18 protein-coding genes are annotated in these 17,365 nt (G+C 32.0%); 10 read left to right on the forward strand and 8 right to left on the reverse strand.

The window, feature by feature from the left end; translation table 11 throughout:
• Nucleotides 1-272 precede the first annotated feature (272 nt).
• Together ACVCXO_RS01255 and ACVCXO_RS01260 are read left to right on the forward strand one after the other, a co-directional pair.
• Nucleotides 273-1,220, forward strand: coding sequence for an NAD(P)H-dependent flavin oxidoreductase (locus tag ACVCXO_RS01255; protein WP_452227785.1), 948 nt, complete (start codon nt 273-275; stop codon nt 1,218-1,220).
• A 159-nt stretch (nt 1,221-1,379) separates the two neighbouring features.
• Nucleotides 1,380-3,137, forward strand: a complete 1,758-nt coding sequence (locus tag ACVCXO_RS01260; protein ID WP_452227786.1) for a serine hydrolase — start codon at nt 1,380-1,382, stop codon at nt 3,135-3,137.
• Nucleotides 3,138-3,241: 104 nt separating this feature from the next.
• On the opposite strand, the gene ACVCXO_RS01265 is transcribed toward ACVCXO_RS01260, so the two are convergent.
• Both ACVCXO_RS01265 and ACVCXO_RS01270 read right to left on the reverse strand, forming a co-directional pair.
• Complete coding sequence (locus ACVCXO_RS01265; RefSeq protein ID WP_452227787.1) at nt 3,242-3,817, reverse strand: GNAT family N-acetyltransferase; 576 nt, start codon at nt 3,815-3,817, stop codon at nt 3,242-3,244.
• A gap of 33 nt (nt 3,818-3,850) precedes the next feature.
• Nucleotides 3,851-4,486: an alpha/beta hydrolase gene (locus ACVCXO_RS01270; protein WP_452227788.1), complete on the reverse strand. Its 636-nt coding sequence runs from the start codon at nt 4,484-4,486 to the stop codon at nt 3,851-3,853.
• Between the two features lie 41 nt (nt 4,487-4,527).
• On the opposite strand from ACVCXO_RS01270, the gene ACVCXO_RS01275 reads away from it, so the two are divergent.
• The 5 genes from ACVCXO_RS01275 (at nt 4,528) to ACVCXO_RS01295 (ending at nt 9,443) form a co-directional block, all read left to right on the forward strand.
• A complete protein-coding gene (locus tag ACVCXO_RS01275) occupies nt 4,528-4,953 on the forward strand; it encodes a PaaI family thioesterase (protein WP_452227789.1) in 426 nt (141 codons plus the stop codon).
• 18 nt (nt 4,954-4,971) lie between these two features.
• Nucleotides 4,972-6,123, forward strand: a complete 1,152-nt coding sequence (locus tag ACVCXO_RS01280) for a chorismate-binding protein (RefSeq protein ID WP_452227790.1) — start codon at nt 4,972-4,974, stop codon at nt 6,121-6,123.
• 145 nt (nt 6,124-6,268) lie between these two features.
• A complete protein-coding gene (gene menD / locus ACVCXO_RS01285) occupies nt 6,269-8,029 on the forward strand; it encodes a 2-succinyl-5-enolpyruvyl-6-hydroxy-3-cyclohexene-1-carboxylic-acid synthase (protein WP_452227791.1) in 1,761 nt (586 codons plus the stop codon).
• 126 nt (nt 8,030-8,155) lie between these two features.
• Nucleotides 8,156-8,497, forward strand: a complete 342-nt coding sequence (locus ACVCXO_RS01290) for a DUF2853 family protein (RefSeq protein ID WP_452227792.1) — start codon at nt 8,156-8,158, stop codon at nt 8,495-8,497.
• A 115-nt stretch (nt 8,498-8,612) separates the two neighbouring features.
• Complete coding sequence (locus tag ACVCXO_RS01295) at nt 8,613-9,443, forward strand: CvfB family protein (protein ID WP_452227793.1); 831 nt, start codon at nt 8,613-8,615, stop codon at nt 9,441-9,443.
• Between the two features lie 10 nt (nt 9,444-9,453).
• Here ACVCXO_RS01295 and ACVCXO_RS01300 read toward each other — a convergent pair whose 3' ends face one another.
• Nucleotides 9,454-9,888, reverse strand: coding sequence for a hypothetical protein (locus tag ACVCXO_RS01300; protein WP_452227794.1), 435 nt, complete (start codon nt 9,886-9,888; stop codon nt 9,454-9,456).
• Between the two features lie 201 nt (nt 9,889-10,089).
• Complete coding sequence (locus ACVCXO_RS01305) at nt 10,090-10,512, reverse strand: hypothetical protein (RefSeq protein ID WP_452227795.1); 423 nt, start codon at nt 10,510-10,512, stop codon at nt 10,090-10,092.
• Between the two features lie 267 nt (nt 10,513-10,779).
• On the opposite strand from ACVCXO_RS01305, the gene ACVCXO_RS01310 reads away from it, so the two are divergent.
• The 3 genes from ACVCXO_RS01310 to ACVCXO_RS01320 all read left to right on the forward strand — a co-directional run bounded on the left by ACVCXO_RS01310 (nt 10,780) and on the right by ACVCXO_RS01320 (nt 13,411).
• A complete protein-coding gene (locus ACVCXO_RS01310; RefSeq protein ID WP_452227796.1) occupies nt 10,780-11,619 on the forward strand; it encodes a 1,4-dihydroxy-2-naphthoyl-CoA synthase in 840 nt (279 codons plus the stop codon).
• Nucleotides 11,620-11,622: 3 nt separating this feature from the next.
• Nucleotides 11,623-12,525, forward strand: coding sequence for a 1,4-dihydroxy-2-naphthoate polyprenyltransferase (locus tag ACVCXO_RS01315; RefSeq protein WP_452227797.1), 903 nt, complete (start codon nt 11,623-11,625; stop codon nt 12,523-12,525).
• Nucleotides 12,526-12,733: 208 nt separating this feature from the next.
• Nucleotides 12,734-13,411, forward strand: a complete 678-nt coding sequence (locus tag ACVCXO_RS01320) for a metal-dependent hydrolase (RefSeq protein ID WP_452227798.1) — start codon at nt 12,734-12,736, stop codon at nt 13,409-13,411.
• 23 nt (nt 13,412-13,434) lie between these two features.
• Here ACVCXO_RS01320 and ACVCXO_RS01325 read toward each other — a convergent pair whose 3' ends face one another.
• From ACVCXO_RS01325 to ACVCXO_RS01340, 4 genes are all read right to left on the reverse strand, one after another.
• Nucleotides 13,435-13,911: a hypothetical protein gene (locus tag ACVCXO_RS01325; protein ID WP_452227799.1), complete on the reverse strand. Its 477-nt coding sequence runs from the start codon at nt 13,909-13,911 to the stop codon at nt 13,435-13,437.
• A 30-nt stretch (nt 13,912-13,941) separates the two neighbouring features.
• A complete protein-coding gene (locus ACVCXO_RS01330; RefSeq protein WP_452227800.1) occupies nt 13,942-15,375 on the reverse strand; it encodes a hypothetical protein in 1,434 nt (477 codons plus the stop codon).
• Between the two features lie 98 nt (nt 15,376-15,473).
• Nucleotides 15,474-15,740, reverse strand: coding sequence for a DUF202 domain-containing protein (locus tag ACVCXO_RS01335; RefSeq protein WP_452227801.1), 267 nt, complete (start codon nt 15,738-15,740; stop codon nt 15,474-15,476).
• A gap of 7 nt (nt 15,741-15,747) precedes the next feature.
• Nucleotides 15,748-17,343, reverse strand: coding sequence for a class I SAM-dependent methyltransferase (locus ACVCXO_RS01340; protein WP_452227802.1), 1,596 nt, complete (start codon nt 17,341-17,343; stop codon nt 15,748-15,750).
• Nucleotides 17,344-17,365: the final 22 nt, after the last annotated feature.

The following is a 17,365-nucleotide window of genomic DNA, read 5'->3' on the forward strand; positions in this document are numbered from 1 at the left end:
GGCATCTCAGAGAACCAATTTTCATAAAGTGAAAATGGTGTGAATCGCTTATCCCAAATTCATTTTGGGATCTCAAGAGGTTTAGCTTAATATTAAAAACGCAATCATTAATTGGATTGCGTTTTTTGTTTTATACAAATCAAAATAAACTATGCATGCATAATAAATTTATTATTATATTTGCGAAGCTATTCCAAAACCTTTGTTAGGAATGGAACGAATAGAATTTTCAGTTTAATAAAATAGGACAACCACTTTTGTGGAAAATTGATATGGAAACCAAACTTACACAACTCTTAAATATAAAGTATCCAATAATTCAAGCGCCAATGTTTTTGGTCTCTAATGTTGCCATGGTAACAGAGGCAATGAAAGGAGGAATTGCAGGTTGTATTCCAGCACTTAATTATAGAACTTTAGAAGAGTTAAGAGCTGCTTTAAAAGAATTAAAAGCGAATAAAGTAGCAGGTGGTTCTTTTGGTTTCAATTTGATTGTAAATAAATCGAACATAAAATATAAAGAACAATTACGTGTAATTTGTGAGGAAGGTTGTGATTTTATTATCACCTCTTTAGGGAGTCCAGAAGAAACCATAAATCAAGCACACAAAGCAGGTATAAAAGTTTTTTGTGATGTTACCGATTTACGTTTTGCCAAAAAAGTAGCCGAATTAGGAGCAGATGCTGCAATTGCGGTGAACAATCAAGCTGGCGGACATCGAGGTAACTTATCTCCAGAGGAATTAACCAACCAATTAAGTACCGCTTTAGATATTCCTGTAATTTCTGCAGGTGGAGTAGGTTGTAAGGCAGATATAGATAAAATGTTAAGCTATGGCGCGGCAGGAGTTTCTGTTGGTAGTCCGTTTATAGCATCTATAGAAGCTGGAGTAACGCAAGAGTATAAACAAGCTTGTGTAGATTATGGAGAGAAAGATATTGTGATGACAGAGCGTATTTCTGGAACGCCATGTACCGTGATAAATACGCCTTATGTAGAGAAAATAGGAACCAAACAAACGTGGTTAGAAACGGTTCTAAATAAAAATAAGAAATTAAAAAAATGGGTTAAAATGGTTCGTTTTTCTATTGGTATGAAAGCCGCAGAAAATGCTGCAACAAAGGCGACCTACAAAACCGTTTGGGTTGCAGGACCTAGTATAGAATACACGAAAGAGATTTTACCTACTATAGATATTGTTAAGAATTTGACGCATTAATAAATGCGCTATTAATCATAGATTTAAAAAACAAACCTAGGGTATAAATACCTGTTTTATAAAAAGTAAGATCCGCGTTTCAAAAAATGTTTCGTTTTTGTTGTAACTTATTGGCACTGTTAGGCGTCCTATATTTTTAATCAATCAAAAACAATCATCATGAAAAAACAATCAAAACACCATTCTCGTAAAACCAATGCTTTTATCGTATTTGCATTATTATTTTTTGTCCAAGTAACTTTTGGTCAAGTTAAAGAGGCGCAAATAACCAAATTAATTAATACATACACCGCATATAAATCCTTTAATGGTTCTGTTTTAATAGCAGAAAAAGGAAAGATTATTTATAAAAAGGGATTCGGATTTGCGAATATGGAATGGGATATTCCAAATACTTCAGCTACCAAACACCGGTTAGGTTCTATTTCTAAACAATTTACTGGCATGTTAATTCTTCAATTAGCAGAAGCTGGCAAAATAGATTTGCAAGCACCAATCACTAAATATCTTCCAGACTATCCAAAAGCAACCGGAGATATAATAACTACACATCACTTATTAACGCATACTTCTGGAATACCTAATTACACGTCCTTTCCAGATTTTTTCAAAAATAAAAGTAGAGATCCGTATACACCAACGGCGTTTGTTAAAGAGTTTTCTGAAATGGATTTAGATTTCACTCCAGGAGAACAATTTAGCTATAGTAATTCTGGATATTTTCTTTTAGGGGTTTTAATTGAAAAAATTTCGGGAAAGTCCTACGAGCAAATGTTACAAGAAAAGATCTTCACACCTTTACAGATGAAAGGTTCCGGATTTGATCATCATGCAACCATTTTAAAGCATAGAGCAACAGGTTATGAGAAACAAGGCGGCGATTTTGTAAATGCTAGTTATTTAGACATGTCTATTCCGTATGCTGCAGGATCTTTATACGCTACAGCGGAAGACTTATACCTTTGGGATCAAGCTTTATATACTAACCAACTTCTTTCTAAAGCATCTATGGATCTGTTTTTTGGAGAACATATTAAAGCCGGAAACGGACATTATGGTTATGGTTGGTTTATTGGAAGTGAATCGATAGGAAACACAGAAGAAAGTGTGGAAGCAATAAGTCATGGCGGAGGAATTAACGGATTTAATACCTTAATTACTAGAGTGCCATCGGATAAGTCTTTAATTGTATTATTAAATAATACTGGAGGTGCACCACTTAGCGAAATGGCTAGAGCTATTCGTGGTATTTTATATGATAAAACCTATGACTTCCCTAAAAAATCGGTGGCGACAGCATTTTCTAATGCAATAGAATCGAAAGGAATAGATGCTGCAATACTGTACTATAATACCATTAAATCTTCTAGTGATTATGATGTAGATGAAAGTGATATGAATGCTGTTGGTTATCAATTATTACAATCGGAAAAAATAGACCAAGCAATTACTGTTTTTAAACTTATTGTGGATGAATTTCCAAAATCATTTAATGCGTATGACAGTTATGCCGAAGCTTTAATGACTCAAGGAAACAAAGAACAAGCAATTGTAAATTATAAAAAATCGGTAGAAATAAACCCAAATAACCAGAATGGTATCGATTACCTAAAGAAGTTAGGAGCAGACGTTTCCGGTTTAGAAAAAGAAGTAGTTGTAGCAGATAGTATTTTACAAAGTTATGTTGGGGATTACGAACTTGCTCCAGGATTTATACTTAAAGTAACCAAAGATGGAAGTCAATTAAATACACAAGCAACAGGACAAGGTATGGTTGCTATTTTTCCAAAATCGGATAACGTATTCTATCTAAAAGTAGTTGCAGCACAATTAACGTTTAATAAAAATGCTTCAGGAGAAATAGAAAGTGTAACCCTTTTGCAAGGAGGAAGAGAAATGGTAGGTAAGAAAATGTAAAACAAACATTTTTAAATAGTAAAAACCCTTGAAAATATTCGAGGGTTTTTTTATTTGTAATAACTAGGTTTTATCTGTTTTTGGCAAATCTAGAAAATAATCCATTAAACGAAATCTTTAAAAACACTAGCTTTTATTCCTGGCCATTCTTCTTTTAAAATGCCATAACAACAAGTGCTACGTTTAAAACCATCTAGCATTAAAGTGTCTTTTCGTAAAAGGCCTTCAAGAATTCCTCCAACTTTTTCAACAGCTTTTCTAGATTTTATATTGCGCGCATCCACTCGAAACTCTACTTTATCAAAGGCTAAAGTTTCAAAAGCATATTGAAGCATTAAAAATTTCATTTGCATATTCAATCCAGAACCTTGAAAATCTGCACCAATCCATGTCCAACCAATATGCAGTACTTTATTTTTATAATTTATTAAGCCAAACCTTGTGCATCCTGCATAGGCTTGTTTTTTCTTATCGTAAATTATAAAAGGAATTGCGGTTTTTTGGTAATAACTATCTACAGCTTGTTGTACATATGCTTTTAATTTTGCAGGAGTTGAAATTGCACTAGGTGAGTAGAATACTAAATCCTTTTCTCTAGCAATTGTTGCTAAATGTTCGTAATTACTCAAGTCTAAAAGACTAAGTTTTACATGTTCGTTTTCTAAGGTTTGTGCTTTCATGTGTGCTTTCCGCGAAAGCGAAAATATTTTTAATTAAACCAATCCATTTATCAATGCCACATTCACCACATGTTTTCCTTCAAAAGGAATAATGTGCAAATGGTCACCAAAAAGTTCTTTTGCTCTATTGGTTTCGTGGGCAATTCTTTCTTCATTTAAATATTCATCTTCGGTACCATAAATCATAGATACTTTAGCATTAAAAAAATCAAAATCTTTAGGTTCTATTTCTTTTGGTATTCCTCCAGAATGCAAGATGAGCTGTGCACATTGTAGTTTCCGTTTTGCAACATATCTTGTGGCAATACTAACACCTTGTGAGTAGCCTAAAACGATGAGGTTTATGTTTTTTGGTATGTTTTCAGCTTCAAAAACCGCATCCAAATTACGCATAACGTTCTCCGTTTCTTTTATGGTATTTTCCTTAGTTAACCAACTTGCTCCAACATGTTTGAATTTTGGGGCGCTATAGAATTTGCTCTGTGCTTGTGGTGCAATAATATAGTTTTCGTCTTTGTTTAATCCTTCAAAATATCTTAAAAAATATCTACTTAAATAACCCATTCCATGACAAACAAACCAGACGTTTTTAGTTTTGTCGGTTAACTTATTTAAAGTAGCATAACTATTGGTAGTTGTGTATGAAATTTCTTTTTCTTCTAAATTCATTTTGTACTTTTACAATCCGACAATAAAAATACATTATTTATATGCAATTATCTAAAGAAAGCGTCCTAGCAAAAGCAAATGCTGCGAGTAAAAACACCTTAATGGAAACCTTAAATATTGAAATGGTAGACTATGGCGAAGATTTTTTAGTAGCAAGAATGCCTGTAGATTCTAGAGTATATCAACCAGATGGTGTTTTACATGGAGGAGCAACTGCTGCTTTAGCAGAAAGTGTAGGTAGTTTTGCTTCACATGTTTTTATGGATACTGAAAATAAATTTGTTCGTGGTTTAGAGATTACAGCAAATCATTTAAAAAGTGTGACCGAAGGTTTTGTATACGCAAAAGCTACTTTTTTGCACAAAGGAAGAACGACACAATTATTAGATATTAGAGTTACAGATGATCAGGATAATTTGGTGTCAATTTGTAGACTATCTACCATCTCATTACCTAAAAAGAAATAGGTTTCCGTTTTCACGGAAATGAAACACATAGTATTTATGCAAACCTCCGATTTTTTAGAAATTGCCCAGAATCATTTTGACGATGCTTTGCCTTTTGTGCTGTACCGTAAACCGAAAGCTTCCGTTTTAAAAGGGATTTTTCAAAATAATGATTCGGTGTATACTTCTAAAGATCTAACGGAAAGTGGTTTTGTCTTTGCACCTTTCAATAGCAAAAAGCAAACGATTTTAATGCCGTTTTCAGCTTCGGAAACTTTGGAGTCTAGTTTTATTATTTCAGAATTTATAACGGAAGATGTACAAGAAAAAAGCGAAATTCAGCAGCAAGAAGAAAGTGTATTAAAAGAAGCACAAGAATTTCATGTTAATTTGGTTTCCAATGCAATTCAAACAATAGAAAAAAAGAGCTTAAAAAAAGTAGTTGTTTCCAGAAAAGAAGAAGTAAAGCTTATAGAAAGTAATCCGCTGCAACTTTTTAAACGCTTATTAGCACAATACCAAACTGCTTTTGTGTATTGTTGGTATCACCCAAAAATTGGTTTATGGCTTGGAGCTACACCAGAAACCTTATTAAGTGTAACCGGAAATAGGTTTACAACTATGGCTTTAGCAGGAACACAAGCTTATTTGGGAGACGATAATCCAAATTGGGAAGCTAAAGAAACGGAAGAACAACAGTTAGTAACCGATTATTTAATTTCTAGTTTAGAGACTTCGGTAAGTAATATCAAGGTAGCAGATACAGAAACTATAAAGGCAGGGAATTTACTACACATAAGGACTCGGGTTTCTGGTATTTTAAACGCCAATTTAAAAGAGGTCGTAATGGCTTTGCATCCAACACCAGCTGTTTGCGGATTACCAAAAATGGCTGCGAAGGAATTTATTTTAGAAAATGAAAACTATAATCGAGAATTTTATACGGGTTTTTTAGGCGAAATAAATAGTAAAGAAATAACAGCAAGAAATACCAATCGCAGGAATGTAGAAAATAACGCATATTCGGCCATTAAAACGGTATCTAACTTGTATGTGAATTTGCGTTGTATGCAGTTAACAGATATAAAAGCAAGTATATATGTTGGTGGTGGAATTACGAAGGACTCTATTGCAGAAAACGAATGGCAGGAAACCGTAAATAAAACGGAAACAATGAAGGCTGTTTTGTAGTCCAAGCAAGAATCTATCCGTGTTTTTTAGCTAATACTGAAAAATATAAAACCAAAATATAATCGGGTATTAGTAGCAAAAACTTACATTTGTATATCGCTTTTTTCTTAATTTAAAAAGATTCCCATTTTCATGGGAAGTACGCATGAAATACCCGAAAATCCCTTTAGCCCAGACCGTTATTCAGCTTTGTAAAGCAAAGCATATAAACCATATTATTATTTCTCCAGGAAGTAGAAATGCACCTTTAACCATTGGTTTTACAAACGATGATTATTTTACATGTTACAGCGTTGTAGATGAACGTTGTGCTGCATTTTTCGCTTTAGGTATTGCGCAACAAATGCAAAAACCTGTTGCTGTTATTTGTTCTTCTGGTAGTGCATTATTGAATTATTATCCTGCAATTGCAGAAGCTTTTTATAGTAATATTCCGCTGGTAGTTTTATCGGCAGACAGACCAAAACATTTACTGGGAATTGGTGATGGACAAACCATTAATCAAGAAAATGTGTATGAAAATCACATTTTATATTCGGCAAATTTGAAACAAGATTTGAAAGCCGAAAATAGCTTTATTCAAAATGAGGAATTGCCCATTTTTAAGAACATTGAAAATAAATTAGAAAAGCTTTTAGGTTTACAGCAAAATATTCAATCGCAAAATGAAGTAGAAATAAATGAAGCTTTAAATATAGCGATTCATAAAAGAGGTCCTGTACATATTAATATACCGTTTGATGAACCTTTATATGAAACCGTTGACACGTTAACGGTTGCACCAAAAGTAGTTGAGGTAATTCCAAAAACGAATAAAATAGAAGAATTACTGTTATCTAATTTGGTTAGTGATTGGTATGATGCTAAAAAGAAGATGGTAGTTGTAGGTGTAAATCCACCGAATAGTATAGAACAAAAATGGTTAGATGAACTTGCAGAGGATGAAAGTGTTGTTGTATTTACAGAAACTACTTCTAATATACATCATCGACATTTTTTTAATAGTATAGATAAAATAATAGCCCCTTTAAATGAAGAAGAATTTAAAGCCTTACAACCTGATATTCTTGTAACTTTTGGCGGGTTAATTGTATCGAAAAAAATTAAAGCCTTTTTACGAAAGCACAAACCGAAACAACATTGGCATATTGGAACAGAAAAAGCGAACGATACTTTTTTCTGTTTAGAACATCATCTAAAAATAACGCCAAATTTATTTTTTACGCAGTTTTTTCAGGAAGTAACGCATCTTACCAAAAGTGATTACCAAGCATACTGGACAACAATAAAAAAAGATAGAAAAAAGAAACATGCAGCGTATTTTGAAAACATATCGTTTTCCGATTTAATAGCCTTTAAAACTATTTTTAAATCTATTCCAGATCATTCGGTTTTACAATTAAGTAATAGTTCTACCATTAGATATGCCCAACTGTTTAATCTAAATAAAACGCTGGAAGTTTTTTGTAATAGAGGAACTAGCGGAATTGATGGCAGTACAAGCACAGCAGTTGGTTGTGCCGTTGCTAACCAAAAACAAACTGTTTTTATTACTGGAGATCTAAGCTTCTTTTATGATAGCAATGCACTTTGGAATAATTACATCCCTAATCATTTTAGAATTATTGTAGTTAATAATCAAGGAGGTGGTATTTTTAGAATTCTTCCTGGAGAAAAAAATTCTGAAAATTTTGATACCTTTTTTGAAACCACACACAATCTCTCAGCGAAACAATTAAGTGATATGTATGGTTTTACTTATGAAAGTGCTAGTAATCAGATAGAATTAAAAACTGCTTTGTCGTCCTTTTATTTGGAAACTGATACTCCTAAAATTTTAGAAGTCTTTACACCAAGAACCGTTAATGATACTACATTATTAAATTATTTTAAAGCTTTAAAGTAGCTTGTCGATTTATTTTGTGTTTCATCGATCATATCCAGTATTTAAAAATTTATTAATATTGAAAAATGCTTAAATACCTTATCTTTAAGATACTTAAAACAATCAATAACTAAAAAATATAATACCATGAGTAAAAGAGATGATTTAATTGTAAAGTATGCTGCAGATTTAAAAGATAAGATTGGTGTGACTCCAGATATGGATTTACTAACGAAAGTAACTATTGGTTGTGGACCATCTATTTATAATGCAGATGCAGCTACAGTTTCAGGATCTGATGCATCAGAACTAGCAACCGTTAAAAATAATTTTTTAATTAAAAAACTAGGTTTAGCAGATACTGCAGATTTAGACAAAGCTATTGATTCGGTAATGGAAAAATATGGTAAGTCTAATAGAAGTAAGTACAGAGCAGTTGTATATTACTTACTAACACAACATTTTAAAAAAGAGGCTATTTATAAATAGATTTTTTTTACTAAATATATCGAAGCGCTACAGGAATGTAGCGCTTTTTTGTTTTCTAGTGATTTCGTTTTTAAAAAATTACATTTTTGAATTTTAATATCCTTACTTTTGCAGTATGATACATTTAGGAGAATACAATACGCTTACTATTATACGTGAAACAGAACCAGGATTATTCTTGAGTGATGAAGAAGATAATGAAGTTTTACTGCCAAATAGATATGTGCCAAATGAATTTGAAATTTGGGACAAGCTAGAAGTATTCATCTATTTAGATAATCAAGAACGGTTAGTAGCAGTTACAGATAAACCGTATATACAACGTAATGAATTTGCTTTATTACGCTGTAATGAAACAACAAAACATGGTGCTTTTTTAGATTGGGGAATGGTAAAAGAATTATTCTGCCCTTTTAAAGAACAGGCCTATGATATGATAAAAGGAGGTTGGTATTTGGTGTATTGTTACTTAGACGAAGAAACCAATAGGTTAGTAGCTTCTAGCAAAACCAATCAATTTTTAGATAATAAGGAATTAACGGTTGCAGAATATGACGAAGTAGACTTAATCGCATCTCATAAAAGTGATATTGGTTGGAATGTTATTATAAATAAAATACACTCCGGCTTAATTTATACCGATAATATTTTTCAAGATATTAGCGTAGGAGATAAGCTAAAAGGAATTGTTAAAAAAATAAGACCAGGTAATAAGATAGATATTATTTTAGGTCAAGTGGGCTATAGAAATATAGAGCCAAATGCAGAAATAGTAATGGGCTATCTGCAGGATAATAATGGGTTTTTAAATCTAACAGATAAATCTAGTCCAGAAGTTATTAAAGAGGTCCTACAAATGAGTAAAAAAAGCTTTAAAAAGGCTTTAGGTAATTTATATAAGCAGAAACTTGTAACCATTAAAGAAGACGGTATTCACCTAATTTAGAAATTTATTTCTATTTATTTTCTATAGATGAAGTTTGCTGCTGTAAATTTACCTCTTTAACCCAATTAATAGCTTCAAAAATACTATGGAAGCGTTCTAGTTTGGAGTTGAAAAACAGCATTTCAATAGCTACATTTGCTCTAGCATTTTTAGTGTAAGTTACTACGGCAAGACCATTTAGTTTTCTGCCCGTTTTAAAGAAATTATGCCAACCTAATGGATTTATAGAATATTGGTTTATCCTGTTTGATATTAGGCATATTGGGGCATCTTTCCCGTAATAGTTTTTTGCTAATGTTACAACTCCTTGTGTAATCCCCCAATTATAGTCCACACCTTCATTAACTTCAGAAACAATAAAATCTTTAAAGAAGTAATATACGCCATGTTCAAAAACATGTGTGTCTTCTATGAGTTCTTTTAAGTTTGTGTCTGTAATTCTCATTAATAATATTTTATAAAATTAATTAATAACAAATAGCTTAATTTTTATTAAGCTATTTGTTTGTAGGTTCTATAGAATGTTAGATAGACTAACAAAATAAAAAGGTAGGTTTTGGAGCAAAAAAGAAAAGGCGGCTTGCGGTAGATTAAATTAGTTTCTAGGTGCTACTAATTGTGTTTAGGGATTTTTAATCTACCTTATTCAAGCGGTCCTCTTATCAGTAATACTGGAAATACTATCTATAGCATCATGCAAGCTTTTATAGCATTCTGATTTACATTTAATAAAAGTTTGTTCTAATCTTGCATTAGCATAAGCCAATTCATTATAATAAACAAAAGAGACATTTTTTAAGGAGTTAGCATTTTCATTTTTATAAAAATCAAACCAATACGTTGGTTCTATAGAGTAATTATTTATTCTATTCGATATTACCTGTAAATTAGTATTTGTTCCATAATAGTCAAAAATTAAATTTGTTAGTTGAATGGATGATGCAAAGCTAAATAGCTCACCTTCATTTATTTCGGTGACGATAAACGTGTTAAAAAAATAAACTACACCAAATTTAGTGACGTGGATACCTTCAATTGAGGGAGCAAATTTTGAATCAATTAATTTCATAGTGGTTATTAGTGTGAGACAAAATTATATACTAGACGTCTTATTATCAGTTCTTTAATTTTGTTTTCTTAAAAACATGATGAAGGGGTTATAAATCAGCCAAAATACATGTTTTGTGTAGGAAATTACTACATAATTAAATTTAGTAAAATATAATTTATTGTTTTACAGTTGTTTGTGTGGGTTTTAGAAATTATTGAAATGGATGTTTTAATGCAATGATTTAAATAATAAAAAAAATGTATTTTTACAGTCTAATTAGAGAACATGAGCCAAATAGATTGGAAAACCGCTAAAGAGTATGAAGACATTACTTATAAAAAATGTAATGGCGTTGCAAGAATCGCTTTTAACAGACCAGATATAAGAAACGCATTTAGACCAAAAACAACAAAAGAACTGTATGATGCATTTTATGATGCAGGAGAAGATACAAGTATAGGTGTCGTTCTATTATCTGCGGAAGGGCCTTCTACCAAAGATGGCATTTGGAGCTTTTGTTCTGGAGGAGACCAAAAAGCAAGAGGGCATCAAGGTTATGTAGGAGAAGATGGTTATCACAGACTAAATATTTTGGAAGTACAACGTTTAATTCGTTTTATGCCAAAAGCAGTAATTGCAGTCGTTCCTGGTTGGGCTGTTGGTGGCGGACATAGTTTACATGTGGTTTGCGATTTAACGCTTGCGAGTAAAGAACACGCCATTTTTAAACAAACAGATGCAGATGTAACTAGTTTTGATGGTGGTTATGGTTCTGCATATTTAGCCAAAATGGTTGGACAAAAAAGAGCACGTGAAATCTTTTTCTTAGGAAGAAATTATTCTGCACAAGAAGCGTATGATATGGGAATGGTAAATGCCGTTATTCCACATGATGAGTTAGAAGAAACAGCTTTTAATTGGGCACAAGAAATATTAGAAAAATCGCCAACATCTATTAAAATGTTGAAATTCGCAATGAATTTAACAGACGATGGTATGGTTGGTCAGCAAGTATTTGCAGGGGAAGCGACACGTTTAGCATATATGACTGATGAAGCAAAAGAAGGTCGAGATGCTTTTTTAGAAAAGCGTAAACCAAATTTTCCAAAAAAATGGATTCCTTGATTTATGAGTACATTTAAATATTGGGTACAAGCAGCAAGATTAAGAACATTACCGCTTTCTGTTTCAGGAATTATTGTGGGTTCTTCTTTGGCTGCATATAATGGATTTTTTAATTGGCAAATTTTCATATTTGCTATATTAACTACCATTAGCCTTCAGGTATTATCTAATTTTGCAAATGATTACGGTGATGGCGTAAAAGGAACCGATAATGAAGATAGAATTGGTCCGGAGCGCGCTTTACAAAGCGGAAATATCTCTGCAGAACAAATGCTGGAGGCCATAAAAAAGAACATTCTTATTTGTATTGTTTTATCCTTAGGTTTAATTTATTCCGCCTTTGGCTCTAAACATTTAGTATATGCTTTAGTCTTTTTTGTTATTGGTTTACTTTCAATTTATGCTGCCATTAAGTATACTATGGGAAGCAATGCTTATGGCTATAAAGGTTTAGGCGATGTTTTTGTATTTCTGTTTTTTGGTTTAGTAAGTGTAATAGGTAGTTATGTTTTATATAGCAAACAAATAGATCATGTTACTTTTTTACCCGCTTGTACTTTAGGTTTGCTAAGTGCTGCAGTGCTAAATCTTAATAATATGAGAGACATTGCATCGGATAGAAAAGCAGGAAAAAACACACTTGTTGTTAAACTCGGGAGTAATAAAGCGAAGAAGTATCATTACTTTTTAATTATTTCAGCGATTGCTTTATCTACCTTGTATGGAATTCTATATTATAATTCCGTATTTAATTTTTTATTCCTTATCGCGTATATTCCTTTATTTCTGCATCTTAAAAAGGTGAAAAATAATAAAGAGCCTGTGCATTTAGATCCAGAACTTAAAAAACTAGCACTAACCACATTTTTATTAGCAATTCTTTTGTCTGTAGGACATTTATTGTAATCTATTTATTATAAAGCGCTGTATAGGAGTGAATTATAGGTTTATTTGTTTGTAAAACAAATAATTATATGTATATTTAAGATGTTGATACATCCTAGTAATTTAAAATACGAGGGTATTAACTTCAATTTTGGGGATTGAAAAACTCAGACAAATTCTACAATATGTCTGAGTTTTTTTTGTAATTTTCTTTTCTAAAAAATAACGAATGAAAATCACATTTTACGGCCACGCAAGTTTAGGAATTCAAATAGAAGATATACACATTCTTGTAGATCCATTTATCACAGGAAATCCAAAAGCTTCACATATAAATATAGATATGCTGCAAGCAGATTATATATTACTTACACATGCGCATCAAGATCATATTTTAGATGTAGAAGCTATTGCGAAACGTACAGATGCTGTAATTGTTTCTAATTTTGAAATTGTTACGCATTTTCAAAATTTAGGTTTTGAAGGGCATCCTATGAATCTTGGAGGAACTTGGGATTTTGAATTTGGAAGTCTGAAATATGTAAACGCTATTCATACTTCTTCTTTTCCAGATGGAAAATATGGTGGACAACCAGGAGGTTTTGTTTTAGAAAGCGAACATAAAAATATTTACATCGCTGGGGATACTGCTTTAACTATGGATATGAAATTAATACCTATGCAAACCAAATTAGATTTAGCCATTTTACCTATTGGTGATAATTTTACAATGGGAATTGCAGACGCTATTCTTGCTAGTGATTTTGTGGATTGCGATAAGGTTTTAGGCTATCATTTTGATACTTTTGGTTATATAGAAATAGATCATGAAGTTGCCAAACAACTCTTTTTTAATAAAGACAAAGATCTTATGTTATTAGATATTGGTGAAAGTATTGAGCTTTAAATTAAATGGAAAACCGTTTTTAATTATCCTTCTAATTCCTCTAAAGCCATAGTGTAATCATATTGCAAGTCTTCGTGTAAAGCAGAAATAATCTTTTTTATAGCGGCAATTTGCCTGTCATAAATATTGGTTAGCGTAACGTTTCTTTGGATAGAAGGTTTAAAGTCCTTTAACTTTTGGCAGAAATAGAGTAGTAGTTCTACTTCGGTTTCCTTTTTTAAAGAATATCGGCTAAACTTTTTAATGAGTCTTAATATTTTACGGACACTCTTTTTAATGTAAAAAAAGCTGTCCGTATTGATAGTTTCAAACTGTGTATCTATTTCCTGTTTTACGTTTTCAATATAACTAGCTTCATCATGCGCTTCAAAAAGCAGGTAGGTAAGCAGTTCCTTGTTTTCTTTTTTAAAACGAGATAAACGCAAACAAAGATCCATTAACTCTTCGGTAGAGTTATGCTTCAATTCGTCTTTAAGTTGTTTTACAGTAGCTGTTTTCATCTTTACTTTTCTCTAAAATGGAATCTTTTTTTAGTTAACGCAAGCTTTATACTCTTCTAAAATTTGTTTTAAGTTTTGTATTTCGGAAAGATCAAACTCTTTGTTTTTAATGTCTTCTGATACATTAGTACAGTTAGAAATATATTCTGCTAAAGCGTCTGATAGTTTATCATTATTTCTATTGTCTATCATGAATCCATCTTCCTTATCTGAAAATTTTAAAACATAGGTACCGTTTTCTCCTGGTTTGGTAAGCACCATACTATTATCTACAGTTTCTACTACTTGATAGAAATACGAATTGTTGAATCCGAAATTAGTAGCATTTGCAATTTTCTTCATGGTATTTCCTTTTGTTTTTAAACCATAAAAACATTTTTCTACACCATTATCCATGGCACAAAAAGAAACGTTGTCTTTTGCTGCGAATTTTTTAATTCGTGATCTACCTTTATCATTTAAGTATTTTATACTAACGTTTTTGCCATAATTATCTATAGATGTAGCATCATAAACATTAGGTTCTTCTTGGTTTGGATTTAATTCTAATTGTTCAAAAACGGCATAAATAGTTCCTTCATATTTCACACCTTCTTCATCTATAATAGAACCCAAAACGTCATAAAGATTGATGCTATTCTCTTTAGCGACCTTTACTTTTGCTTTGTGCAATGCTACCTTATTTGCTTTTGCTTGTCTGCCAAACGTATAACCTTTTATTAATAATTCTTCCACCAATAATTGTGCAAAGCTTCTTGAAAATTGTCCGGTTAACATGGTTCTTGAACCATAATCGTAGGAGAACGAATCTCCAGAATAGGTGATTACATGAACAGAAGTATCTGTGTTAGATGTTTTTTTAGTTTGTGCTACAGAAATTCTGTCTAGATCTGTAATGGTATATACATTATCATGAAAGGAAGCATGACCCACGATGTTTGTACTTTGAAAACCGCCAAATAAAATAGTACCATCGTCTTTTACAAAGGGATTGTACTTACGCATTAAGCTCTTTTTAAGCGCTTCTTTATTTTCTAAATCGGCAATGTCTCCAGCATATTTTTCACTTAAAGAGATTCTTTCTTCAGCAAAGAAACTTGCTACATTTGCTTTATTAATGCCGTTCGGATCTATTAGGTTATATTTTTCGGAAAGTAAACGGACCATTATTTTTTTAGCACTAAAGGATACTTTTAGAATTTCGAAAGGAATTTCGGTTTTTATACCTTCGTTACTAATGACTTCTACCCATTGAAAACCTTCTATTTTATATTCTTCTTCGCCATGAAAAATAGCATCAAAAGCTTTTTCGCCATTTAAATAAGAGAAATGGTATGTTTTGTCTTTAGAATCAAAATTGGCAACCGGAGTATCATCGAATATAAGTTTGCCTTTTTTAATTTTTATTTTCTGTCCGAAACTTACTAATGGTAAAAGGAGCAGGATGCATAATATGTTTTTCATAAACTGTTTTTCTAATTCACGTTGCAAAAATACAAAAACAGAATCAAGAAGGTTTTTATATTATTTTATAGTCTGTTATAAGAGATTGCTTAGGATTCCTATTGTATTTTGTAATGCTTTTTTATGGTTTTTTTTACTCTAAATAATCGAATAATACCAATTAAAAGTATCACCGGAGAAATGGCAACTAGCGTAATACCAAAAGTTTTCAATTCACTAAAAAGAGCTAATTTTAAAATGGCAATTCCGGTACCAAGAATTACTAAAAAGGTTCTAAAATATGCTAGAAAGGTTCGCTCATTCGCAAGCTTGGTTCTTTCTATTGCCAACCAATCTCTAGTCGTTAATTTGTTGTCTTCTTTCATTTAAATATTATCCTTTTAATAAATTTACACTTACCGTTGCCAAATCGTTATCTGGAAATCTTGAAAAATAATTCTTATCGGGTTGCAATCCAACTTCTGTTGCTATTTTATTAAAAACATCCACTTCTAAAATAAATTGGTCGCTATAACCATGTGTCGCATCATAAGCGGTAGCTGCAGTTTTACCAATATTGCTGGCTGTAAATTTTGGATCTATAGTATGTAATTCAATAATTAATAAACCAAATTGTTCTACATAAGGTTTCCATTTTAACAGATGATCGCGTAAAGAATCTTCTACCAAATTATTGCTAATACGTTCCCCTTGACTGGCATACGCTCCTGTAGAAGAACTTATTTTATTAGTAATCGTTTCTGGGGCTTCCCAAATTCTATTATGATCTAAAAAGGTACGCACATTTAGTAAATCTTTAAGTTCAATATTATAATCTTCTTTAAGATCGTTTGCCAATAAATCTGGTCTGCCAATATCACCCCAAATTACTTTTGCCCAAATATCTGCTTTAATTAAATTGGCTCTAGTTACTTTTAATGCTGCCGGATTAAAATCTGCTCCAACCAATAATAAAGGATGCTCCTCTAACATTTTGCCACGTATTGTTTGGTGCTCAATGACATCAAATATATGTTTTATAAAGGCACCATTACCACAACCCATATCTAGAATACCTTTTGGTTGTTCATCAATTGGCTTATTAAAGAGTTTGATGATTACTTGATCTATCACTTTAAAGTATGTCGAATGCGCGCCACCACTTCCCCAAACATTCATTTCTCTATGGACGTGTTTTTCTGTTTCGTCAGGTGAATCTGTTTTGAGTACTAAAGGATTACCAAAAAGTAATTCGTCTAATTGTAAAAAGGTAGGTAAATAAGAAACCGTTACTCCATAAGCACTTGCTCTTTTTGCGAAAAATAAACCAGAATCTGTAAATTGATAGGTGTTTTTCTTTTTTGTAAACCAACCCAAATGGGAAAAGAAATCGAGTATTTTTTTAAAGCTCTCTGGATCTTTGTGATATTCTTCAGCAGTAAAGGAAGCTTCCATAAAGTATTTATGGAATAAGCCATTTACGCCTAACATTACAATTATAGGAGCAACGATACAGCCTTCAATATGTTTTAAGACTTGTTGTTCTATCTCGCTTTGTGCTTTTAAATCGAAGTTATTTTGATACGTTTTAAAAATACGTTCTAAGGCTATAAAAGCATCTGCGCCAATATGCTTTTCTGGGAATCTCACCGAATAGGAGAGTAGCTTTACTGCGTCTTCATATAAAGGAGCAAGTTTAAAAGCTTCTTCGCTATTTTCATTTATTTGATAGGTAACGGCATTGGAAGCATTATCTATATGTTGTACCAGCCAACCTTGCGAAGCTAAAACGCGTAATGCAATGTTTAAATAGCCTTCATTTGCTTCAAAATGAGAAGAAATTTCTTCAATAGTAACTTTTTTGTTTTTCAGTAAAAAAGCAAAAATTCCTTTTTTATAAAGAGCAAAAGTGGTGGTAGCTGTAGCAATACCATCTAAGTGCCTGAAAATAATTCCTCGAAGTTGTTCTTTGTCTATTTTGGTTAGCATTTGCTTTTCAGATTGATTTCCT

The sequence above is a fragment of the Lacinutrix sp. MEBiC02404 genome (assembly GCF_053601575.1).

Bases quoted from the DNA above. Each gene is read 5' to 3' on its own strand.
- ACVCXO_RS01255 (WP_452227785.1), top strand. From the start codon at position 273: ATGGAAACCAAACTTACACAACTCTTAAATATAAAGTATCCAATAATT.
- ACVCXO_RS01260 (WP_452227786.1), top strand. From the start codon at position 1,380: ATGAAAAAACAATCAAAACACCATTCTCGTAAAACCAATGCTTTTATC.
- ACVCXO_RS01265 (WP_452227787.1), bottom strand. From the start codon at position 3,817: ATGAAAGCACAAACCTTAGAAAACGAACATGTAAAACTTAGTCTTTTA.
- ACVCXO_RS01270 (WP_452227788.1), bottom strand. From the start codon at position 4,486: ATGAATTTAGAAGAAAAAGAAATTTCATACACAACTACCAATAGTTAT.
- ACVCXO_RS01275 (WP_452227789.1), top strand. From the start codon at position 4,528: ATGCAATTATCTAAAGAAAGCGTCCTAGCAAAAGCAAATGCTGCGAGT.
- ACVCXO_RS01280 (WP_452227790.1), top strand. From the start codon at position 4,972: ATGAAACACATAGTATTTATGCAAACCTCCGATTTTTTAGAAATTGCC.
- menD (WP_452227791.1), top strand. From the start codon at position 6,269: ATGAAATACCCGAAAATCCCTTTAGCCCAGACCGTTATTCAGCTTTGT.
- ACVCXO_RS01290 (WP_452227792.1), top strand. From the start codon at position 8,156: ATGAGTAAAAGAGATGATTTAATTGTAAAGTATGCTGCAGATTTAAAA.
- ACVCXO_RS01295 (WP_452227793.1), top strand. From the start codon at position 8,613: ATGATACATTTAGGAGAATACAATACGCTTACTATTATACGTGAAACA.
- ACVCXO_RS01300 (WP_452227794.1), bottom strand. From the start codon at position 9,888: ATGAGAATTACAGACACAAACTTAAAAGAACTCATAGAAGACACACAT.
- ACVCXO_RS01305 (WP_452227795.1), bottom strand. From the start codon at position 10,512: ATGAAATTAATTGATTCAAAATTTGCTCCCTCAATTGAAGGTATCCAC.
- ACVCXO_RS01310 (WP_452227796.1), top strand. From the start codon at position 10,780: ATGAGCCAAATAGATTGGAAAACCGCTAAAGAGTATGAAGACATTACT.
- ACVCXO_RS01315 (WP_452227797.1), top strand. From the start codon at position 11,623: ATGAGTACATTTAAATATTGGGTACAAGCAGCAAGATTAAGAACATTA.
- ACVCXO_RS01320 (WP_452227798.1), top strand. From the start codon at position 12,734: ATGAAAATCACATTTTACGGCCACGCAAGTTTAGGAATTCAAATAGAA.
- ACVCXO_RS01325 (WP_452227799.1), bottom strand. From the start codon at position 13,911: ATGAAAACAGCTACTGTAAAACAACTTAAAGACGAATTGAAGCATAAC.
- ACVCXO_RS01330 (WP_452227800.1), bottom strand. From the start codon at position 15,375: ATGAAAAACATATTATGCATCCTGCTCCTTTTACCATTAGTAAGTTTC.
- ACVCXO_RS01335 (WP_452227801.1), bottom strand. From the start codon at position 15,740: ATGAAAGAAGACAACAAATTAACGACTAGAGATTGGTTGGCAATAGAA.
- ACVCXO_RS01340 (WP_452227802.1), bottom strand. From the start codon at position 17,343: ATGCTAACCAAAATAGACAAAGAACAACTTCGAGGAATTATTTTCAGG.